Source organism: Chromobacterium fluminis (genome assembly GCF_011602385.1).
GTDB classification, from domain to species: domain Bacteria; phylum Pseudomonadota; class Gammaproteobacteria; order Burkholderiales; family Chromobacteriaceae; genus Chromobacterium; species Chromobacterium fluminis.
Map to the genome: position 1 here is coordinate 114,875 of NZ_JAAOMA010000004.1, position 21,439 is coordinate 136,313.

At 51.0% G+C, this 21,439-nt stretch carries 18 protein-coding genes; 14 read left to right on the forward strand and 4 right to left on the reverse strand.

The window, feature by feature from the left end; all coding sequences use genetic code 11:
- Window positions 1-418: 418 nt before the first annotated feature.
- Together HA052_RS04775 and HA052_RS04780 are read left to right on the forward strand one after the other, a co-directional pair.
- On the forward strand, window positions 419-1,531 hold the full coding sequence (locus HA052_RS04775) for a tyrosine-type recombinase/integrase (protein ID WP_166451014.1): 1,113 nt from the start codon (window positions 419-421) through the stop codon (window positions 1,529-1,531).
- 196 nt (window positions 1,532-1,727) lie between these two features.
- Window positions 1,728-2,699: a recombination directionality factor gene (locus tag HA052_RS04780; protein ID WP_166451015.1), complete on the forward strand. Its 972-nt coding sequence runs from the start codon at window positions 1,728-1,730 to the stop codon at window positions 2,697-2,699.
- A 29-nt stretch (window positions 2,700-2,728) separates the two neighbouring features.
- On the opposite strand, the gene HA052_RS04785 is transcribed toward HA052_RS04780, so the two are convergent.
- Window positions 2,729-2,959: a hypothetical protein gene (locus HA052_RS04785; RefSeq protein WP_166451016.1), complete on the reverse strand. Its 231-nt coding sequence runs from the start codon at window positions 2,957-2,959 to the stop codon at window positions 2,729-2,731.
- A 1,041-nt stretch (window positions 2,960-4,000) separates the two neighbouring features.
- Here HA052_RS04785 and HA052_RS28215 point away from each other — a divergent pair.
- The gene (locus tag HA052_RS28215) at window positions 4,001-4,516 is read left to right on the forward strand and encodes a YcbK family protein (RefSeq protein ID WP_369598566.1); all 516 of its coding nucleotides are present in this window, start codon (window positions 4,001-4,003) and stop codon (window positions 4,514-4,516) included.
- Window positions 4,517-5,117: 601 nt separating this feature from the next.
- Here the strand turns inward: HA052_RS28215 and HA052_RS04795 are convergent.
- Complete coding sequence (locus HA052_RS04795) at window positions 5,118-6,155, reverse strand: PD-(D/E)XK nuclease-like domain-containing protein (RefSeq protein WP_166451018.1); 1,038 nt, start codon at window positions 6,153-6,155, stop codon at window positions 5,118-5,120.
- A 65-nt stretch (window positions 6,156-6,220) separates the two neighbouring features.
- Here HA052_RS04795 and HA052_RS04800 point away from each other — a divergent pair, with 65 nt between their 5' ends.
- From HA052_RS04800 to HA052_RS04810, 3 genes are all read left to right on the forward strand, one after another.
- On the forward strand, window positions 6,221-7,099 hold the full coding sequence (locus HA052_RS04800) for an EAL domain-containing protein (protein ID WP_166451019.1): 879 nt from the start codon (window positions 6,221-6,223) through the stop codon (window positions 7,097-7,099).
- A 286-nt stretch (window positions 7,100-7,385) separates the two neighbouring features.
- Window positions 7,386-8,153, forward strand: a complete 768-nt coding sequence (locus tag HA052_RS04805) for an AcaB family transcriptional regulator (RefSeq protein WP_166451020.1) — start codon at window positions 7,386-7,388, stop codon at window positions 8,151-8,153.
- Entirely contained in the window at window positions 8,154-9,935 is a 1,782-nt protein-coding gene (locus HA052_RS04810; protein ID WP_166451021.1) for an ATP-dependent helicase, read from the forward strand.
- A gap of 479 nt (window positions 9,936-10,414) precedes the next feature.
- Here HA052_RS04810 and HA052_RS04815 read toward each other — a convergent pair whose 3' ends face one another.
- Together HA052_RS04815 and HA052_RS04820 are read right to left on the reverse strand one after the other, a co-directional pair.
- Entirely contained in the window at window positions 10,415-11,632 is a 1,218-nt protein-coding gene (locus HA052_RS04815; protein WP_166451022.1) for a carbon-nitrogen hydrolase family protein, read from the reverse strand.
- Window positions 11,613-12,644 carry a hypothetical protein gene (locus HA052_RS04820; RefSeq protein WP_166451023.1) on the reverse strand — a complete coding sequence of 344 codons (1,032 nt, stop codon included), beginning with the start codon at window positions 12,642-12,644 and terminating at the stop codon, window positions 11,613-11,615. Before HA052_RS04820 ends, HA052_RS04815 begins: the two co-directional genes overlap by 20 nt.
- Window positions 12,645-13,106: 462 nt before the next feature.
- On the opposite strand from HA052_RS04820, the gene HA052_RS04825 reads away from it, so the two are divergent.
- The 8 genes from HA052_RS04825 to HA052_RS04860 all read left to right on the forward strand — a co-directional run bounded on the left by HA052_RS04825 (window position 13,107) and on the right by HA052_RS04860 (window position 21,385).
- On the forward strand, window positions 13,107-14,141 hold the full coding sequence (locus HA052_RS04825; protein ID WP_166451024.1) for a hypothetical protein: 1,035 nt from the start codon (window positions 13,107-13,109) through the stop codon (window positions 14,139-14,141).
- Window positions 14,142-14,290: 149 nt separating this feature from the next.
- Window positions 14,291-14,869: a hypothetical protein gene (locus HA052_RS04830; RefSeq protein WP_166451025.1), complete on the forward strand. Its 579-nt coding sequence runs from the start codon at window positions 14,291-14,293 to the stop codon at window positions 14,867-14,869.
- Window positions 14,870-14,926: 57 nt separating this feature from the next.
- Window positions 14,927-15,931 (forward strand): AAA family ATPase, encoded by a 1,005-nt coding sequence (locus HA052_RS04835; RefSeq protein ID WP_166451026.1) that lies wholly within the window; start codon window positions 14,927-14,929, stop codon window positions 15,929-15,931.
- A 46-nt stretch (window positions 15,932-15,977) separates the two neighbouring features.
- Complete coding sequence (locus HA052_RS04840) at window positions 15,978-16,679, forward strand: hypothetical protein (RefSeq protein ID WP_166451027.1); 702 nt, start codon at window positions 15,978-15,980, stop codon at window positions 16,677-16,679.
- 88 nt (window positions 16,680-16,767) lie between these two features.
- Window positions 16,768-16,917, forward strand: a complete 150-nt coding sequence (locus HA052_RS04845; protein WP_166451028.1) for a hypothetical protein — start codon at window positions 16,768-16,770, stop codon at window positions 16,915-16,917.
- 53 nt (window positions 16,918-16,970) lie between these two features.
- Complete coding sequence (locus tag HA052_RS04850) at window positions 16,971-18,116, forward strand: DUF3150 domain-containing protein (protein WP_166451029.1); 1,146 nt, start codon at window positions 16,971-16,973, stop codon at window positions 18,114-18,116.
- Window positions 18,117-18,200: 84 nt separating this feature from the next.
- Entirely contained in the window at window positions 18,201-19,868 is a 1,668-nt protein-coding gene (locus HA052_RS04855) for a hypothetical protein (protein ID WP_166451030.1), read from the forward strand.
- A 509-nt stretch (window positions 19,869-20,377) separates the two neighbouring features.
- Complete coding sequence (locus HA052_RS04860) at window positions 20,378-21,385, forward strand: DUF7146 domain-containing protein (RefSeq protein WP_166451031.1); 1,008 nt, start codon at window positions 20,378-20,380, stop codon at window positions 21,383-21,385.
- The last annotated feature ends 54 nt before the right edge of the window (window positions 21,386-21,439 follow it).

A 21,439-nucleotide genomic window follows, 5' to 3' on the forward strand; every position in this document is an offset into this window, starting at 1 on the left:
GAATGTCTCCATTGTGCAGCGTCCACGCGAATCAACTCTGGCCCATAGCCATCTCCCATCGGCACGGTGGCATTTAATAGTCGCTACCGGACATGATTTTGACAGATCGATTTCAACATAATCGACCTCCCACCCGGCTAAATACATTGTCCGTTGGAGAGCTTGGATACAAAGACCTGATGAAGAAAGTGGCGCCACATGTCCTCCGGCGCTTGAGTATGACTTGGGTGGTAATTGGAAGGTATTCAATTAAGCCTCTATTTCACATAGAACCACGTTTAATAAAAAAACCTCAACTGTAGAGTCCAAATTGCATTCCTAATTGGTGATTCATTTCGGTTGCAACCACAGCACCTTCGCCTTGAAGTTGATGAAGGATACAGTAACATAGACAGATCAAACAAAAAGACACCAAACCATGGACTTCCCCGCCATCCTTAGCGAATGCGCATCACCACCTCTGGAAAGTCGACCAAGCGAGGTTCTCATATCCGCCAAGGATGATGCACAAGCCATCCTAGTGTGGCTTGCTGAGCATGCCGACTCAACCAACACCTTATCGTCCTACCGCAAGGAGTCAGAGCGTTTTTTGCTTTGGCTCCGAAGTAGGGGACTCGGACTCAACAGCTTTTCCCGCGAGGATGTCCTCGATTACCGCAGATTCTTGGCCAACCCACCAGAGCATTGGGTAGGGCGTCGGCGGAAAAGGACTCATCCTGAATGGCGTCCATTCGCTGGTCCGTTGAAAGCAGCATCCATCCAGGCAGCGAACGACGTTCTGTTGGCAATGATGAGATATCTTGTGGACAGCGGGTACGCAAAACGAAACCCTTTTGCCCTTAAAAAGCTGCGTATCAGAAAGGAGAGTTCGTCGATTGAGTATTACCTAACCAAAACGCAGGTGAATGTGCTTTTCGACTCACTAAATGCGATGCCTACGACCACGCATCTCGAACGGGAACATGCCGCTCGTTCCAAATGGGTGTTCAAACTACTCTATTTATCTGGTTTGAGGAGGGAGGAGGCCGTAACAGTTACAATGGCCGATTTTTGGGAGAAAAACGGTCGCTGGTGGCTTTCGGTTCTTGGCAAGGGTAATAAGCGCGCAGATATTCCTATTTCTGAAGCCCTCATTTCGGAACTGATGGCTTTCCGGCAGCACTTGGGACTGCCACAGATGCCTGGCCGGCACGAGTCGGACATTCCATTGATACCTAAAATCCGACGCACTCCTCAATGCTCAAAGATCGCTTCAATGTCTTGCAACGCGCTCCACCGTATCGTTAAGCAGTGCGTTGAAAATGCCGTAGCATATGCGCTGGATCAAGGCGATGAGGAATCTGCATTAGTGATTAAAAGTATGTCTACTCACTGGCTAAGGCACACATCTGCCTCACATCAGTTAGACGCTGGAATGCCGCTGGATATCGTGAGCAAGAATTTGAGGCACAGCAAGTTGCAAACGACAAAGCGCTACCTTCACCGCGAAATGGATGCCTGGCACGACCACGCGAACAAATTCGGAAGTTGAACTATCTTGGAGAAATAGGTAGATTTTAGTGTGATATACCTACTACACCATGTAGAAATTTGATGCAGAATTTCACTGCCAATCACAACCGGCCAAAAGCAGGACAAGAAAGCATTGCCGTGTTTGCAGCGCTTGTGCCCTCTAGAAATTTCGGTCTTTTTTGAGATGATCTGTTCATCAATCAGTGGTGAACATCATGCTTAAAAACCTTGCTTATACCCTGCCGACTGTTGGTCGCGTTGTGATTGGCGAACTCGTCCAGGAGGACGGAAAGCGCCATCGTCCGCAAAAGAACAATCATTTCTCGGTTACCAGCCAAGTCAAGAAAAATGGCGCATGGGTTCCTCACCCAGTCGAATCCAAATTGGCATCAGACAAATCGAAGCTTCGCTCTATTCCAATCAAGGTGGTCTTTAACGAACCCAACCTCAGTATTCGCGACAGCTACGCTGCATTTGATAATGAAGGCCGGCAAGTTTGTGCTGGAGACGGTGCCATCGCCAAAAGACTCAATGAAGATGGTCAGTTTATCGAGGAGCATTGCCCTGGAAGCCAGTATTGCAGCTACGGCAAGCGTCTACATTGTAAAACTCTTGGCCGGTTCGTTTTTGAGATCGCCTTGCATGACAAACCAATGGAGCTATTTATCCTGAGATCCTCCGGTTTCAACACCATACGCGCTCTCCGTTCCCGCCTTGTTGCATACCGGGCATTATTCGGCAGCCTGGTAGGGCTCCCGCTGAATTTGGTAATGCGCGCAAAGTCATCGAAAGGGAGCCATCAATCTACCTTCTACTATTTGGATATTGAGCTGCAGAAAGACCTGGTTTCTTCTGCCAAGGCAGTGCAGGAATACCGCACTCATATGGCTGACGCAGGGCTCAATCAAGATGCGTTTGAAGAGGCTTGTGTCTCATTATTAGAAGGCAACCCCGTTGAAGAACTCTCCGAAGACTCCCTAGAGCTAGAAGAGCTTGGCCTAGGTCAAAATGGGTTTGTTGATCCTCCCTTAGGTGGTAGTGGGCTGGATATGCCATCAATGAGTGAGATGGAATTGCCCCCCCAAACGCGCGGGCCAGGCTGGCTAGATGATACTGAAGCACTTCAAGCAGCGGCCAGAGCCGATCACCATCAAGCTCGACCGCTCAGCGAGGCTGTAATGCTTTGAAAGAAAGGCCGCAGTGCACGCGGCCTTTTTCAAGTAATACCCATCAGCTTCAATTCGTGACGTGCGTAGGCATCCTCCAAGCGTTTGACTAGCTTTGCCGCCTCCGGCATGGCCCGTAGTTCCTCGCAAATCAACTTCACTTCCTCCGGCTGTAGGGTCGTTCTGATTCCTCCACGATTCTTGATGCTCTTTCGGTACTTCTGGGCTCTTTGAACATCAGTCATAGCAGAGGTCGATTTTTTTTTCGGTTGACCGCTCAATTTATGACTCCATATTTCGTGAGGCTCACACAATCATATCAGAACACAAGTGAGGCTCACAACATCACGCCTGTGCTCATGGGCAAAGCACTAAGTGAGCGCCGGCGCCGATAACCGCTGGACCTGGCGAACAATCAATCCGTTCGACTTGGCCTTCTCGACGGCAAGGGCAACAAATCCTGGCGTTGCCTTGCCAAGCTGCAAGAGGTGAGTGCACATACTCACAAGGCACTCGACTCGATGGCCTAAGCTATTTGATTTACCTCGTCCAGCGTCATGACAGAGCTTGGTGGGTATGTACCGAGCCCGCGCCCATGCCTCCACCTTCAACTCAAGATAACGAGGACCTCCAAGAGCAACATAGTCGGGGCGTACTCGGCAAAATGCCTTATCCAGTCCTTCTCGGACCTGTAGTGAGTCTAGGTCCTTTTGCCCGACAACCCCCGCTACAACGTATCCGGAAGCTTTTCTATCGATCAAACGAGCCACTACAGCCTCATACACTCCAAGCAAGTCCACCCTCCCTAAAAATGGCCGTCGTAAGGCATTGCTCACCCTCGACGGCAGACTCACTTCGTTCGCGAGGCCTGGCAACTGATCCAACTGGAATAGGAGACCGCACGTCAAAATTGATGGCAAACGCTCCACATAGCTGGCATCAAGATAATCGCCAAATTTCAAGGCCAACGAATACGCCTCTTTGGGAGAGGGCATATTGAGGATCAAGGCTCTAATGTTAGGGGTACCTCTAAACCCCTCTGCCAGTATCCAATGCATTACGCTCATGCAGAACTCTGGACTGCCATCATCCTTGCGGTACGTGAAGAGGCCACTCTTCATGGCTGGGGCCAACGGGAAATCTGTCCAATTGAGAATAGGGTGAACAACCATGGTTTCCTCCTAAAGCCATGTTGCCCTACTTCCCAAAGAGCGTTTCTCTGTAAATAGCCCAATTTATTGCCCTTTTACGTCAGAAACATACCTCACAAAGCAGGCAAACTTGTAGGAATGGATCACAGTCGACGCACATTTCTCAAAACCATGCTTGTGGCGAGCTTTGCTGTACCAGCGCTCTTTTCCCCACAGGCTCTTGGGAATGATTTCTGGAACAGACCCCGGACTCTCCGGCTACGCCGAGCCGAGACCGGTGAGACTGTATATGAGACCTACTGGGCAGATGGTCGCATCGTTCAACCTGGATACGATCGAATTTGCCATTTGATGAGAGACGTGTCCGCCGGCGTCCAGTGTGGAATGGATGTAGTGCTTCTCGACATTCTGAGAGGTATGCAGGGATGGTTTCTTTCATATGGACAGGACCGAGTTATCACCATCAACAGCGGATATCGAACTGACGCTACAAACAACAGGCTTGAAGGTGCTGCGAGGAACAGTTGGCACAAAAGGGGAGGGGCCGCTGACGTCCGAATAGAGGATGTTCCCGTAGATTACATGGCTCAACTAGCTAGATACCTCCGGGGTGGAGGTGTTGGCATCTACCAACAGAAGAGGTTCTTACACGTGGACCGAGGAAATATCAGAACATGGAGAGGTTAACAATTATCATGCTGCTCACTCTTACGAGCAGCGCTTATGCCCAAGCAGTAACTCCGTCAATCATGAGCACGAGCAAGTCCAGCTCGGTGCCATCTCGACTGGATCCTTCTGGCCAATTAAACACCGAGACAGCACCGGCTCTAGGCCCCAGCACTGTACAGAACCCGATCGCTCCTACCTCTACCCCAAACGACGCTAGAGGCCCGTCTAGCGTACAAAATGGCCCTCAGCAGAGATCAGAGAAGCAAGTTGGCGCACCTAAAGCTTCAAATACAGATAGTGGCTTCAAAGCGCACTATCTTCCAAAGCGCCTTGGCACTCTACGTTATACGGTTCAGGTAGCCAGCCCTCACATACAGATCATGATGTACACGGGTCTTTGCCCAAAAAGCACACTTCCCGAGTTCAGGCAGATGGCAATTGATCGAGGACTTGAAACGAGGCGCCGGAAAGTTGTTCGCGCGGCCATAGCTAACACTGAGAGCGGCCGGTCGCAGGGGTGCTGGTACCACGACCCGAACACCGGCAGTGTACAACTCCAACTTGAGGGAGGATTTGGCGAGGAATTTGCACTTGAGCAAATTGATAGAGTTCGGCCTGGTTATTGATTGCGGCGACGATGTGTAGGCCAAAACCCTTCATCAATTGGAGACTCATAGCCTGGCCACTTATCAGTCGCCAGGCACTCGGCGTACCTGTGGATTGCCTGCCGGTAGCGTCGATGGCCTTCTTCAAGCATTGCTTGAGGAGCGGTGTATATACAAACAGCGTTTGCACATTTTTCCTCAACTGCAATGAAATTGAATGGCAGCTTAAGACCAAGAACTTTTTCGACGCCATCTCGGTACATGGCGGCCTGCACATCATAGTCCATGTCAAAGCAGTGGTACCCGAACGGCACTCTCCTTGCATCCTGACATTTCTTGATGTCGCCAATAAACGCTCTATTGAGGATATCCAGACGGATCTTGCAGGGGACTCCTGTTTCGGCATCCACCCACTCAAGAGTCTTCTCACGCTCGGACATGCTGATGACACAACCAAGGTCAAAGGCGGGGCGGGTGGGGTCTTTAAAGGACAATACAGCATCGCGCATTTTGATAACCTTGCCGTAGTCACTTGCGGTCAAAATCCGCATATGTGGGTGGCTCGCGACAAAGTCTTTGTACTCTTTTGTCCCCCTATCGCCCTTCCCGCGGTAGACCGCATAGAGGACCTTGAAGCGGTCAGGCTCCAAAACTGCAGAATGCAGCGCAGTACCAAGGCGCATCGCATCGGTTTCCTTACGAGGGCTCTCGAGCATATCCTTCAAATGAGCGCCGGACCTAAGAATGGTCTTGAGCTTGGTGCTTGTCGCAGTCCTTTTATCCGCGTGGTACTCGATATCGGAGATCTCCTTAGTCTCGGCAAGTTGTGCCGGCGTCAATCCGCTCCGACTGATGACGACCTTTTCCGGCGCTGCGGACACCTTGGGGATACCAATGGGAACAGTCAGATCATCAAGCCGGAGCACTTCCTGCGCTTGAAAGCGCGACCCACTAAGTATCAATCTGCTCTCAGCGCTTGTGCTAAGGCGCAAGCCAGGTTGGCCGGATGGTACAGACAGCTTAAGCGACCTTGCCTCATTCATGACTCCCATCTCTTCTCTCCAGTATCCCATTCCCTCGACACTACCCGAGGAACTTCGACATTCAAGGGGTGTAAATGACACCGAGCCAATTCACACCAAGCCTCGACAACAGTTACGCTCGTGTTGCCCAGGCCTTGTCAAATGGAGAGTTGCAACTCGCCTTCCAACCTATCTTTTCTGCCAGCTCGCATAGGGTTGTCGCTGCGGAAGCGTTATTGAGATGGGCTCACCCAACGCACGGGACACTTACGCCAGATTCGTTTTTGAAGCACATAGAGAACACTGATATTGAGCTTCCGATTTGTACCCTGGTGTTTGAAAAGGCGTTACAAGCACTTACCTTATGGTCAGCAAAGGGGTTCAATCTTCGGATTGCAGTCAACCTTTCTCCAGCATTGCTTCGCCCTGAACTGATTACAGTTCTCTCTCATCTCAAGGACAAGTATGGCCAGTTGCTCTCGTCTCTTGAACTCGAAATAACAGAAAGGTATACGCTTGAAGATGCGTCGTGTGCCTCGAAGTGTGTCGGCCAAATTCAGGAGAAGGGGCTACGTGTCTCCCTTGACGATTTCGGGACTGGCTACAACGGGTGGGACATCCTCGCCAAACTCAATGTTGACGCGCTGAAGATCGACCGCGCCTTTGTGAGCCAGGTCGAAAATGAACGCGGATTGGAAGTTGTCAGAGCCATGACACTGCTGGCGCAGTGCCTGGGCCTTGAAATTATTGCTGAGGGAGTTGAGAAGGAAAGCCAGCTGGCACTCCTGCAGGGCCTGAAAATTCACTACTGGCAAGGATATCTCGGGTCTAAACCTCAAAGCTATGATGCATTCACATCATGGCTGGAGGATCACCGGCACGGGCGCACGGCATTGCATGGCCAGTTGAACGATACAAGAGACCGGGCGGGTGGATCATCTCATTTGCACTCAGCTTGCACACAAACCCGCTAGTCAAGGTTACTGCAGGAAGGGCTCTGACGAATTTGTAGTGGAGTCCTTCGTCATCGACCAACCAGTCGTGAATCGGCAGGTCCAGAAATCGACCAATCACGGCGCCAAACGTTACTACTCTCGACATAGGATTCATCCATTCTCCAGCACTTAGTAGCCGGCCTGATTAAACGGAAACATTGGAATTAGGCAGAAAAAGGCCCGATTCACAACGAATGTTCTGTTGCGATTTCCGACAAGATACTCCATACCAGACCGCGTTCAAGTCATGACGAAAGGAATTTTTATGTCGCAAGCCGCAATTTCCCCGCGGATCGTTGAGCACGTATTTGATAAAGAATGGCGTAACCGCGTCAATGGGTTCTACCAAGAAAAGCAAGTTGAGTTTGGATCTCCGGTGGTTTCGCAGATGTTCAAGCGAAACTACATTCTGAGCGTGCGCAACATGCACTTCATTTCGATCTTCGCTGAACACCTGATCAAGGATGCAAAGCAGGTCGCTGAACTTGCCAAAATCCTGCAGAACTCTGTCTCAAAAGCAACTTCGCACATCGACAACGCTTTACAGCATGTTCAAGCCATTGCCGCTGATGCAGACATCAGCCTGGCCGGCAACCATACGAGCAAGTTAGCTGCGTCAGCTCCATTTACTTCACCTGTGGCTTACTCCCTCCTCACCATGTTTGAGAAAGCGGATCGCTACCACGACTCTCTAGTAGCGGCCTGGATCCAAGGTGAAGTACCGGACGATGAGAAGCGCAAGGCCGAGGAGGACCTAAAGAAAACCATCCGCCGAGTCTTCGAGACCACCCGTACGGTAATGGGAACAGCTCTTTCCCGTATCAAGAAGGAAAAGGAAAAGGCTGGCGCAGAACTGAGCGATGAAGTTCAAAGCGCGGTTGCCGATATCGAGTTGGAAGCTGTCGTAGCCGGCGACCATGAAGAGGCCGACAGTGTGGCAGTTGCTGAAGCCACATTGGTACTCGGGTCGGCTGAGGCAACCGATGTAGAGCAGCCAATTACCACGCCTACTGAAGAAGTAGTGCTGGCTTAAATGCTAAATCCGGAACAGCAGGCGGCCGTCCTCGAGGATGGCCACACCCTCGTAATCGCCTTGCCTGGCTCCGGCAAGACGAAACTGTCCGTCGATAAAATTGACCGCCTGCTTTCTTTGCACCCGACAGCACGGGTTGGAGCAGTAACATTTACCCGTGATGCCGCCAACGAGCTGCAGAAACGCATCAGCAAGAAGGTTGGTGCCGAACGTGCCAAGCGTGTTGATGTTGACACATTCCACCGACACTCCATCAGCCAATTGCGAGCTGCCAACCGCATGCCCAATTTGTTATCTCCAGCACAACAATTCAACATGGCCTTGCGTGCTCGTGATGCTGCAGGGTTTCCAGATCTTCGGCCCGACCAGGTTTCCCGAATAATCGAGAACGTAAAAAGCTCCATTGATCTGACGGCGGAAACGCTAGCAGATGAGCAGATTTATCGCGAGTACTCAAAACTCCTAGATCGCCATAACCTATGCGACATGCAAGATCTGGTGAGACTTTCCCTAGACGGGATGCGGCAAGGCACTGTCGAACCTTTGAATGTCCAGTTCCTACTAGTCGATGAGTTTCAAGACACTGACCGTGTGCAGTTGGAATGGGTCCTCGAGCATACAAAACGCGGGATCATTGCCACGGTGGTTGGAGATGACGATCAATCCATCTATGGCTGGCGCCATGCTTTAGGCGTTGATGGAATGAGTCACTTCCGCTCCCAGGTGAAAGCCCGCCTTATCACACTATCGACAAATTACCGCTGCCACGAAGAAATTCTTCAGAGAGCGGGAAATATCATTGTCAACAACCCCTCCCGTATTAGTAAAACTTTGCACTCTCATAAGGGGCGAGGTGGCAAGGTTGAGGTAATCAAAACCATGAGCCGAGAAAGGGAGGCAGAGGAAATTGCAAAGCGTATCCTGGCATCTGACGGTAAGTGGGTTACCCAGGGTACTGGCCCTGACGAATGGCAAGAATGGCAAGTTCCACCAGAAAGCTTTGCTGTACTGACGCGGAGCAACATTCTTCTCCGTCTGATCGCTGCAGAGCTTGGAGCCAATTCGATCGCGTTCACGCTTGGCACAAGTGCCAAAGATATCTGGGCAATGCCGCCGTTGTGCCACCTTGTTGGACTCCTCGATTCCTTGGCCAAGGGCACAACTCTCGGGGTAGACAATGCGCTTGCATGGAGAGGAATTTCAGAAGAAGGACTTCAGCAAGTTCACCATGCTGGGGCAGGGTCACTGAACAGATTGCTGGCCAGCCCTGGCCAGATCCATGGGCTGGAGAAAAAAGAGCAAGACTCGGTTATCCAATTCTTGTCCTTACTTCAGGGCTGGAAAGCTCAGCTAGAGCACGGAAGAATCACACTTGTCATTGGAGGTATAAAAAACTGGCTCGAAGCAACCACAAGCAAGAAAGACCTGAATGACCTATGTTACGGTGCCGAACTTCTTGGCAAACGACTTGAAGGTCCCTTGGCCAGCCGACTGCGTGTGATTACAAGGAAGCGAGAGAAGACAGACGGAACACCCGATAGTGCGGTTCAATTGTTGACCATGCATGGTTCCAAAGGACTTGAATTTAATTCTGTCTGGATTGCGGCCGTTGATGACGGAACGATCCCCTCATCATCGAGACAGGGTGATTCACCAATCGACGAAGAGCGACGGTTGATGTACGTTGCCATGACTCGAGCTAGGCAAGGCCTGACAATTTCCTACGCCACAACCCCAAGCTTTTTCCTCAAGGAAGCGGGTCTGATCGTGCGTGATAGATAATCGCTCGGCCCGGGCCAGCCTTGCTGCGTCGCCTCTTGCGTGTTTTTCATGTAGTGCAAGTTCTCGCATGTCTTCATGTGGCCATAGTTTCCTTCTGGTTCCGCGGGCATAGACATTGCGCCCTTTTCTTTGAACAATCCTACCGGGTTCTAAAGCATCAACCCCCGAAGAGAACAACACCTTGAGCTTGAACGTGTGCTGTTGCTTCTCTTTTCCATAGGACTCAGACAAAATCACACCGTATATCCACCGTTTGCCTGTTGGTGTCTGTTTCGGGTAAACGCCCTTATACACAACCTCCTGATACCGGATTTCATCCCCAGCAACACAATCTCCAGTGCAATCGATCGGATAGGACCGTTTGCAGAAAACCTCTGCTGCAGAGGCAGCTATCTCAATGTTGCTCATAGAGTGAAGCCTTTTTTATGGTTTTGTTGCCATCCGGGTGGTTGTTTTTCACTACCGGATGGCTGTTGATGTTAGGAATTTACTGCCCGAAGCAAAGGAATGCCGAATAGTCTCGCCCATGCTTCAATGTGCTGACGCTGGAGTATGTGCTCGTCTTTTGAAGCCCACCAGCCATTTACAATGGAGAGTATGGCGACAGGCTCCTCAAGAGCCATTGTTGTAAGAATTGGCCAAACAAGAAACTCTTCAAAACAGAACACCACAGCAACAGGCTTCATTTTTCCTTCGACAGGGGCTGGAGCGATATTTGTCTTGAACCAGTCAATTGGATAATGCTCACCTTGGGCCCACGGTCGCCACATCGCAACAGGAACAGTTTGCCGGGCGGTTACATACCCAAGTATTTTCCCTTCGGTTGCAACCATCAGAGCATTGGCCACGTTGCCTTCTCCGTCGATAGGCTGTTCGACACCTACCATAAGAACCTGCTTCCCAGACCAGGGCAGCCTCGGCAGCTCACGGCGCCAAAGCTCCACAATGGCCATGTCTTGGTAGCCTCCAACTTGTTCAGGAAACAAAATCAACTTTGCGCCCTGTCCAAATCCCTCCTTGGCTTGCTTGAGGAGTCCAATCTGCCTCTCTACTTGCTTGCCAACCTGGGAGGGATACTTACCCAAGTTGGTATCAACTGCATACCATGTCGCAGGTGTCGGTTTGTTTTTTTCCATCAGATGGGCAGCTACTACAGATGCAATGATCACAACACCCACCACCCCCGTGGTCCAGGCGGGTAATCGGTGTAGGGCCCATGGGCTGATCCAAAGAAAAAGAACAAGCGACAGCCCCCCAAACCCCCAGCCTGGGAAAAGGGATGATGCGGATAGAAGCGGGTTTAACCATCCAATCAGGCCAATGGGTGGAAGAGAAACCAGGAGAAGGGCACCAAACAATCTCCAAGGAAACCGCGATCTACAGTAGGCCTTTGCAGTCCAGAGCCCTCCCCACACAGCGCCTAGGGTAAGGGAAGAAGCAAACCAAAGCACGTAGCCTTGAAGAGCAGTTGCTGCATCACCAAAGAAAGCAGCAGCAGAGTCGGGGATCACCCTTGACCCGACTAAATAGTAAGTAACAGCTGCAAGAAACGCTGCTCGTCTGGTTCCAGCGAACAGCCAGACAAAAGGGAAAGCCACAGCCACCCCTGTAAAACCTGAGATCCAAGTAAAGTAGGCCAAGGCTCCGGCCATCAAAATTGCGGTAAGGTCCGAGAGTTCAACTTTTGGGGGTTGCATTGATTTGGTTTGCCATTGCACGAAGGGAGGTTAACAAAACAGTCTCGCTGACCATCAGCGATTTACATAGAAGCGACTGTAGCACCGCCGAAATCCAGAAACAGTCTGTGAATGCCATCTTTACTGAGACATTTCCACGATTCTTCTGACGAATGCTGATAAAAAGGTGCGAGCTTTGGTTCTCTATTGTGAAACCCTTATCTCTTTGTGGCCCGTGCGCGGCCCCCTCAACCTTGCTCAATAACCCGAGCAACACTCCGAGCAACATTGGTAGCTCAGCGTTGTTCAACTGTATGTTGATCTTACTGTTCCAGTCGTAACTTTGGGCGCTCCCACTTGCCCCTTCAAGGTTGACCCGTAGTCCGTCTTTGTCCAGAGACAGTGAGAAGCACGCAGCGCCAGAAGCCCCATATACATGGTATGACTTGCGTAGCACCGCCTCGGCCTGGCCAACTTCTGGAGACGCAGGCCTTGTGTTCGAGCTACTCCCGGTCACTGGTTCCTCCCCAGCATTCAGTTCAGATTGTCCAGCTGAGCCATGGCCATCTGCCAACACTTCGGATTCTTGTCGAGCTGATTCCGGCAGGCTCTCCTGATTTTCTGGGCTTTCCTCCGCAATGCCATTTTTCAGTGTTTGTAACAGAGTGCACAACTGCGCCTGACTTGCGGCAACCCCACGTAAAGCGGGTTCCAAGCAACTTTTGAACGACCGAAAAGTCCCGTGGCTATCTGCAACCAGGGGCAGCGCATCAATACTTGATTTCATCCCAATCTTCTCTAGCCCGTCGACGGCCAAAGGCGAACAAGCAAAGGTCAGTGCCTTGAGATAGCCCAGGCTGCTAACAGCGGTCTCTTGGCCTTTGTGTTGATACGCAGTCGATATGGTTTTGCGGATTTTGTCGCCGCGGAGGGCCATCATGTTACGAATGATTTTTTTTGACGGCTCGGTTAGCCCCAAAGCCTTGATATAGGCCACCAGCTCAGTCGGCCGGCTTATTACGACGTCTTTCATGAGGTTCCCCTAGGATCATTCTCAGCATACGGTACCCATTGCAAGGCTGATTTCAAGAGGCCATTTATTGACTTTGCCAACCCGAGCCATTAATCTGCAATGGCTTGACAGGCATGTTGGGCCAGCAGCTGGGACTGTCCTTTCCGAGCCGTGATCTAGGGGCAAGAAAAACCCCTCCTGTGACCCACTCCCAACCCGATCTAAAGACAATCCTGACTACCTCATCGTGCGTGATTTTACGGTGAGGTACACAAGGTTGTTTTCCCCAGTCGTCCTTTCGTGGACGTACTGCTGGTCTTTGAATCAGCATTTCAACCCTCTTGTCCTCACTCGAAGCGCTTCTGCTTCATCTCTAATTTATCTACGGGCTTGCCTGTAGTTAATACCGCCCGGTGGGCATCTCCACCCGGGCGTCGCGCACCGGTCTGGAGAATTCGTCATGCGCGTCGTCTGGAGAGTCTCATGAAATTAGCTCTTGTGGCCCTTGTGGTCGTTGGCGTTTTGGCATCTCCGTTTGTTGCAGGCTTTCTAGCCTCCTTCATTCTGATGCCAATCAACGCAGCCCTGAAGGCGATCGTTCGCATTTTCAAGAACGGTGTCACTGTGGTAAACGCTCACACTGAAGCCTCCAAGACTGCTCCGGTTAAACCGGCTGCTGTTGAGGAGTCAGCCGCTGAGCAAGTAAACGAAGCACCTCAAGAGGTCGCTTCTATTGTCACTCGAAAAATCAAGGGAGGTTGTCTTACCCTGTGGATCTACAGTGACTGCATCAAACGTTCTGTTTGGTTAAACAAACGTAAATGCGATCTTGCTAAAGAACAGGAGAAAGCAAAAGCGGAGGCCGATCATGCACGTCGTGCGCTGAGAAAGTCGAATCGTGCTGCAGCTCCAACCGAACGTGTTTCGACTAAGTCCATCAAGGAAAAACAGGTATTAAACCGTAAGCGCTATGCGCTTCCGGACCTGCCGTTGATGTCCAAGGAAGACGCAATTAAGAAATCTTTAGTAGAGATCGAGGATATCCAGGCCAAGCTTGAGGCACGCCAGAGTCCTCGGACAGAGGTGAAATCCACTGTGATGCCTGAACTGCCTGTTGTTACAACCCTCTCGTCCTCTGAAACTTCAGTAGAAGTTGTTCCTGCTACGGAGGTTAAGAAGGTTGATGCTCCAGTAGAACGGGTGGCAAAAGTAGTACCGATAGTTTCCCCAAAGGCGAAGCCAAAGTCGGAATACACCGGATACTTACTTGACGCTCGCCAGGACTACAACACGAATCTGAAGTACCAAGGATTCCGGGTACGCCTCCATACGGATATGGGGGTGGAAGAGGAAGTCTGGGGAAATGATCTCGAACGAGCTTTAGAACAGAGTGGCGCCCAACTTGGAGACAAAGTTGTGGTTTCCTTTCTCGGAAAGCGCCTTGTGCCCATTGCTGCTTCGGATACAGAGGAACCAGTAATGAAGCCGAAGAAAATTTTCGAGGTTCGCATTGCTTAACACATACCGAAACCTGGGCAACCAGGAATAGGTTGCTTGATAAAGGACCCCACATGACTTGTACCAATCAAGTCTCACATTAATTGTACCCACCCCCTGCCGGGATCTTTCCCGGCAGGGGAGGTCTCCGGCTTAACCTGGAGACCCTCATGGTTGGACAAACATGCTTTCGGAGTCTTAAGGTATTTAATGCCCTCCAAACTCCGATCGACCAGGGTTCGCCCTGGCAAATCCCCCCTGATGCTGAAGATCGAATCCGCGCAACCAAGCTACTTAAAGCGGAAAATCGCAAGCGTATCGATGAAAAAATTGACGCCCTGTGGAAAAAATTCCTCAGTCTTCAGCTTGAGCTTGAGTATGACGTTTGGAAAGACCATGAAGTCGACTACATCATCGGCTTTGTCCTGGACCAATCGTTATCGGCTCTATCAACCCGTGACCCTCAAGAAATTGAGCTCGTCATCAACTGGATGTTTGTAGGGGCTGAACGTCTTATGCGGGATGGCTCCGGTGCTATTTACTGGGCCCCTACGAAATTGGTTCCTTTCAGCTTTGAATTCTGCTGCCGGTACATTGGCTATGATCCCGAGACGTTGAGGGAGCAAACGCTGATTGATGCATTGGCCTTCCAGCAAGAACTATGGAAGGAAATTGTATCGACAGGCGGCAACCATACTCCGGTTGGTCGCAGCATCAGCATTATCAAATCTGCTCTCGATCGACTTTAACCCCATGGCGGGCCTCTCCCGTCAGGGGGAGGTCTGCTCCTTAATTAGGAGATGTAAATGACCTTGCAAGCTAATTCCTGCGTTGTTGATGCCGCGGCAACCCAACCATCTACTCCGGTTCGCAAGGACTGGACACTGAAGGAGGCTTTCGGCATTGATGTTCCGTACTCGGTGTCTGGGTTCGCTCAACACGACTGGGCTCCTGTAAAAGACCCCAATTACAAGTTCAATAAGGAGAATTTGTCAGATCTTCTGAACTTTCATGCGAGCGGTGAAACAGCATTTCTTGCTGTTGGCCACAAGGGAACAGGAAAGACCTCGATGGTCGAGCAATTTCATGCCTCTCTTTGTTTGCCTCTTCTGATTGTCTCCTGCAGTCGAAACATGACAGAAGATCAACTGGTCGGTCAGTGGTTGCTTACTGAAGACAAGTCCATGAACTTCAAGCTCACTGGCGTCGCCCTTGCTGCACAGCTGGGGATGTCAGTCTTGCTGGAAGAATATAACTTACTCCCCCCAGGCGTGGCTTCTGTGCTCAACCAGCTCTTGGAAGGGAAACCGTACGACGTTCCACAGACAAGCGAGCGCATCATTCCAGCACCAGGGTTCAAGGTTTTCGCAACCATGAACCCGAATGACGGAATGAACTACCGTGACCGCGAGGATCTGGACTCTGCAAATGAAGACCGATTCTTCATCGTGCAGGTTGGCTACCTACCCGAAGAGGATGAAATCCCAATTGTCGAGGGAGCACTTGCAGCTATCACTGACTCTGAAGTTCGAAAGAACATGGCTAAGGGGATGGTTGATGTTGCAAACAAGATCCGGGCTCAGTTCATGCAGACATCTGCGGCTGCGCTAACAACGGTTATGTCTACACGCACGTTGCGGCGTTGGGCAAAGTTCTCCCTGATCTACCGCTCGGCCGCCAGCAAAGGTAAAAGTCCCTTGCATGTAGCGCTTAGCAAAGTACTCACCAATGCACCCAGTGTGTCGGCTGCCGATCGCCAGGCTATCCATGAGATAGTCGTGAGCGTTTTGGATCAAGAGTACAGGGTCTAATCAGAATGAACAGTCTGGTCACTCCCTCTGATTTGGAGGATTCGACATGTTAAACGGAGAATTTTTCCAGCTCGGTCCATGCCAGGTTTTTCTTGCAAAACCACGTTGCGAATTGCAAGAGTGGAGACAAAAGCAGAATCAACCATGGAAGAAGGAAGATCTCCCGCCCAGCACCAAAGTTCAGACTTTGGAATGCAGGGTAGAGGCTCTTCTTCGCATGGGCTATGAATGGGTTGGTTCAGCGGAGTTTGATGAAACCACATTGCAAGTAATTGCAGTGTTGGCTACATCCGCTTCTGCTGGCCGCTCACCTGTACAGCCAGATTTTTTGGTGGCCTCTAGCATCACGAGTTCAAAACAAGGAGCAATTGACAGGCTAACTCAAGCAGGAATTGAGTTTGCAAAAGCAACCGATAGTATCCTCGTCGGAACAATGACGATTATGGTTGCAGAAGTCGGAGGGGTTTGTTCTCTGACATCCCGGATTAAGGCGTCGAGCACCGAAGCCTTGATTAACGCCCTTGTTGTAGCCAAGTTGCTTGATATGCAAACAACCGAAGTCGACCGACCCGATGCCGTGTTCCCATTCGTTGATACCGGCGCCTGTCGGCAACGATTGTCTCAATGGGCAGAAGACGGGATAGTCAACTCGAACTGCATTGATCTGGCTGAGGAAAAAAATTTGTTGCCGAAACAGATCAACTTTCAAAGGGATATAAGCCTATCTGTCCCGTCCTTTAGCCTTTAGGGCGTGTTCATATTGTTTTACCACCCTGTTTCCACCCCTGCGGGCCTACCTCCCGCAAGGGAGGTGTGCCTCCACTTTGGAGAGCATCATGGAACTACTCATCTCTGACGAAGCATTTTTCTGGTTGTTATTTACAATCCTGATGCTTGGCTGCCTCGTTATTGGAGGGATTTGGGCAGACCACCAAGACCGGAAGCAAGATCAGCAGCAACGCGTTTCCCGTCACCGTCAATTTTAACCCTTGGCCGGGCACTCCCTGCCGGGGGAGCCTGGCGATTACTGGAGATACTCATGATTCCGATCGTCGAACAGGTCTTATCCGAAATTATCTGCATCCAGGTGACATCGCATATCTGGAGCGGTCGAAAGAAGTTGGTTCCTTCTGATTTAAAACTGTCTCAATCAGAGTTGCCACCAGCGGACTTTGCTTCGCTGGGCAGTAAGAAAATCTGCAACCCTGCATCTTTGACCATTTTCAATACGCTTCGTAAGCGTGCTGATACGTTCATGTTCAAGCACGGCGTAAAGTTCTTGGGTGGTTATGCAATCCCGGTAGCCAAGGCCCAAGAAGTTTGCAAAGAGCTCGATAAAATCCGCACCGAGTTTGATGCAAAAACTGATAGCTTTATCAATTCATTTGATAAGGAAATCAATAGCTGGGTCACGAAGCATCCAACATGGGAAAGTTCAATCCAAGCGGCTGTTCCTCAAGCCGAGTCGGTCAGAAAGGCTCTTTCGTTTGATTACCAGGCCTTCCAGATCAAATCGGCGGACGTCGCTTCGGTCAGCGGGCTCGAGCGTGCAGCAACCGGTCTGACGGCTCAGCTCTATCAGGAAATTGCCCAACAGGCTTCCCTGTATTGGGAAAAAAGCCTAGCAGGTAATGACAAGGTAGGGCCGAAGGCCATACGGCCATTGCTTACTATCCGCAGCAAACTTGAAGGTCTAAGTTTTTTGGACACTCGAGTTCTACCGCTGCTGGACAGCATTGACTTCATCCTCTCAAGGATGCCTTCTAGCGGGCCGATCCAGGGGCAAGACCTACATGCTTTGACTGGGATTGCCCTGATTCTTGCCGATGAGGGTCGTATCATTGCCCATGGAGATAAGATTCTTGCAGGGCAGTCGATTGATGGGCTGTTGCTTCCTTCAATTTCCAATTCGTCTACCAACGAGGCTCATGTCACAAGCGAGGCCCTGGTTGATAGCGAATTTGGAAGCAAACAGGAGTCAGTCATGGAACATCAAATCAAAGAGCCGCCGGTCCTTGAAATTGCTGACTTTAGTAATTTCGAGGTTCCGGCCGCAGTACTTAACCCCTTGACCATCGGCATCGCTGCCGGCAGCAATGTTGCCGCGGAATCAACTGCCGAGCAAGAAGCCGCACCTCAACCTGTAGTCAGTTTGGCTCAGGGCAACGTAGGAATTTTCCTCTAACTCTTCAGGCTGCCCCCTACCGGGGGCACGCCTGTTCTTTACTTAGGAACTAACATGCACTCATCTTTAATACAGGCTCTACCAATGGTTGCACAAATGCTGGCGGACGACTTCGGCATTGAAGTAGAAATTGGTGGAAACCAGGCGATGGTTATTGACCGAAAAGTGGTGCTGCCGAGCCTGCCTGCCGATGATCCTGATACGGCGCCATTGGCGTTTGGCTATCTGGTACACAAGACCGGCCACATAAGGCATACAGACACTTCTACATGGGAGGGCATCTCTCCGATTCAACATGAGATGGCCATGATTCTGGAAGATGCTCGCATCGAGCATCGCATGGCTCTTGAATATCCCGGTACTCGTTTGCGTCTGGAGGCTTTGAACCGCAAAGTTCTAGGCACTGATCGGGCGGTCGCAGCACAACCTGCAAAGTTGTTGTCTGACTACCTGCAAACGCAGGTGTTTGCTTTTAATCTGGGGTATGACTGGTTGGTGCCGGATGCTTTAATGCTTCGTGACGCAGTAAGCCGAACTTTCAGCCCTGGCCTTGTCACCTCGATCGAGGGATTGACTGCGGATGTTCATCACCTTCCATCCTCCTACCACGTTCTTCTTGTCGCCAATAGGATTCAACAAGCGCTGTTGGATGAGGGGGAGAAGAAGCGTAATGAAGAAAGCAACCAAGCCCAACAGAATGGAGGCGAGGCAAACCGTGCGGCACACCAGGATGAGTCTTCGGTTAACAAATCCTTGTGCGTAGCTGAGCAGCAGGGTTCCCCTGCTGACCAGCATGGAAATACGACATCGATCGTTATCCAATCGCAGTCTGGCCAAGCGGCTGGCGGTGATTCTGCCGGCGTAGACAACAACAATGCTTTCGAGCAAGCCTTGCAAGCAACAGCTGGCGATTTCGGTGAAAAACACGGAGATAAGGCAGCTCGCCTTCTTTCCCAGGCGGCGAAGGAGTGTCGCTCGGAACGGTTAAGCGTGATGCCACGGAAAGACATCGCTGAAGCAGTCATGCCGTTGTCGAGGGTAGCTGATGTAGCACGTGCAACGAACGCACTCAAAGCTAGGCTTCGTGCCTTGCTGCTTGCCCAAACCAAGATTCGAACGGTTCACACCGATAGAGGCCGTCTCAACCCTAACCGTGCCTATAGGATTAAATTCGGCCAGGTAGATGTTTTTTCCTCCAAGATCAGTAATTCCAGTGTCGAAACTGTCATTGAACTGCTTATCGACACGAGTTCATCGATGAGGAGAAATGACCGACTGAAAGTAGCAATGGACACGGCTCTCGCAGTTGGCGAAGCGCTCAATGGCTTACAAGGTGTTTCTTTTGCAGTCAGCGCCTTTCCACTTGGCACTGCTGCAGGTCTGGGGGTTGTTAAAGACTTCCAGGAACGTTTGATTCACTCGATGAATCGCTTTGCCTCTCTGGGGCCGGCTGGCAGTACGCCACTTAGCCAAGCAATGATGGCTAGTGGGATTCGTCTTTTGCGAAGGAAAGAGCCTAGAAAGCTCCTGCTTGTCACAACGGACGGAGAGCCAGACTCCAATGACCCAACCAGGCTTGCCATTCGAACTTTATCTTCTTATGGCATCGAAATAGTCGGCATTGGCATTGAAACTCGTGCTGTCCACGGGCTCTTCAAGGATGCCATGACTATTGCGGACGTTTCCCAGTTGCCAGGGGAGCTATTCGCCACATTACAACGCCTCTTGACTAACCCACGTCGCGCTGCGTAAGCTAACGACATACCAGTCGCCGGATATTCCGGCGGCTTTCCAATAACGAACCAATCGCTATCGGAAAGCCGCTGGCTTAAACAAACTCTTCGTGCCTTTGTGCGCAAGACGCAGGCTTTACCTGCCTTTCAACCTCCTTACATCTTTTTTCAACCCTCTGGGGCAACCTTGCCCTGAGGCATGGTTGTTCCAATTTTATTGGAGTCCACCATGCTTAGTTCCCTTCTAGCGGTCATTTTGACCACTTTGGCCATCCAGGCGCCCACTGCATTGACTTCACCCAAGGATTCACGTGTTGAGATGCCCTGTGTCACGAACACCTGGCACTCCTCTCAAGCACGTCCTTTGGCGATTCATCACTCGTGTGTGTATCAATTGCGCGCACGCAGCATTTTCAACCGGGCCTAGCCCACTGTTCACAGCCATCTGACCTCCCGCAGCGGGGGCCCCCCTAACGGCCAACCGTTAGGCGGGCTCCTGCGCGGGGCATTCTTCATAAAGGAGTGTGTATGAGTACCTTGGTCGATGTTAAGGACTTAGCCCGTGGCAAGTGGGACCAAATCCTAGTTGCCATCGGGATTGGACCTGACTTGTTGGACGGTAAACACCACGCTTGTCCTATATGTGGCGGCAAAGATCGTTTTCGATTTAACGACAAGTTCGGCAATGGCGAGTGGACGTGCCACTCACATGGATTTCGTCCTGGTAAAAAAGTCGGAAACGGAAACGGCATTGAGCTCTTCATGGATTTCATGCGGATATCGAAATTCCAAGATGCTGCGAATGAGGTCCGGAGGCTGCTTGGGGCTGGCCTTCCAGAAATACCTGAGTCAACACGGAAACCCAAAGACCACCAGAAGAGTTCTGAAGAGAATCAGAAGTGGATAAACTGGTTACTGAAAACCTCCAGGCCGGCAAAACCAAAAGGATTTGTCGAACGTTACTTACGTAGCCGTGGATTGGCTGTCCAAGTTCCACAATGCCTTCGTTTCAAGCCTGACCTGAACTACTACCATGATGACGAAACAAGAGAGAGGATGCGGGCTATGCTCGCACCTATAACCGATGTTCATGGAAATACTCTTGGAGTCCATCGAACCTACCTTCGTCATGACTGTGCCGGCAAAGCAGATGTGCGTGTTCCAAAACGCATCGCTGGAAACGGTATTTCAGGTGGTTCAATCAAGCTCTACGAACCCGTAAACGGCTTCATTGCCCTTACCGAGGGGATTGAGACCGCGATCGCGGTTCATGAGCTCTATGGCTACCCTACTTGGGCAACCATAGCTACAGGATTCATGATTGATGTGGTGCTGCCCGAGGATGTTACTCAGGTTGTCATCATGGCCGACCATGACCCTATAGACCCCCAAAGGGGCGTTAAGCCTGGCCTCGATGCGGCGCTTACCCTAGGAAAGCGTCTCAGAGAGGAGGGGAAAACGGTCAAGATCCAGATGCCGACGAAAGAAGGCTATGACTACCTTGACGTTCTTCTTGAAATTAAGGGCCTTAAATAAACAAGGCCAGCGCTAGACGCTGGCCTTGTTCTCTATCCTACACCATCTGATTCC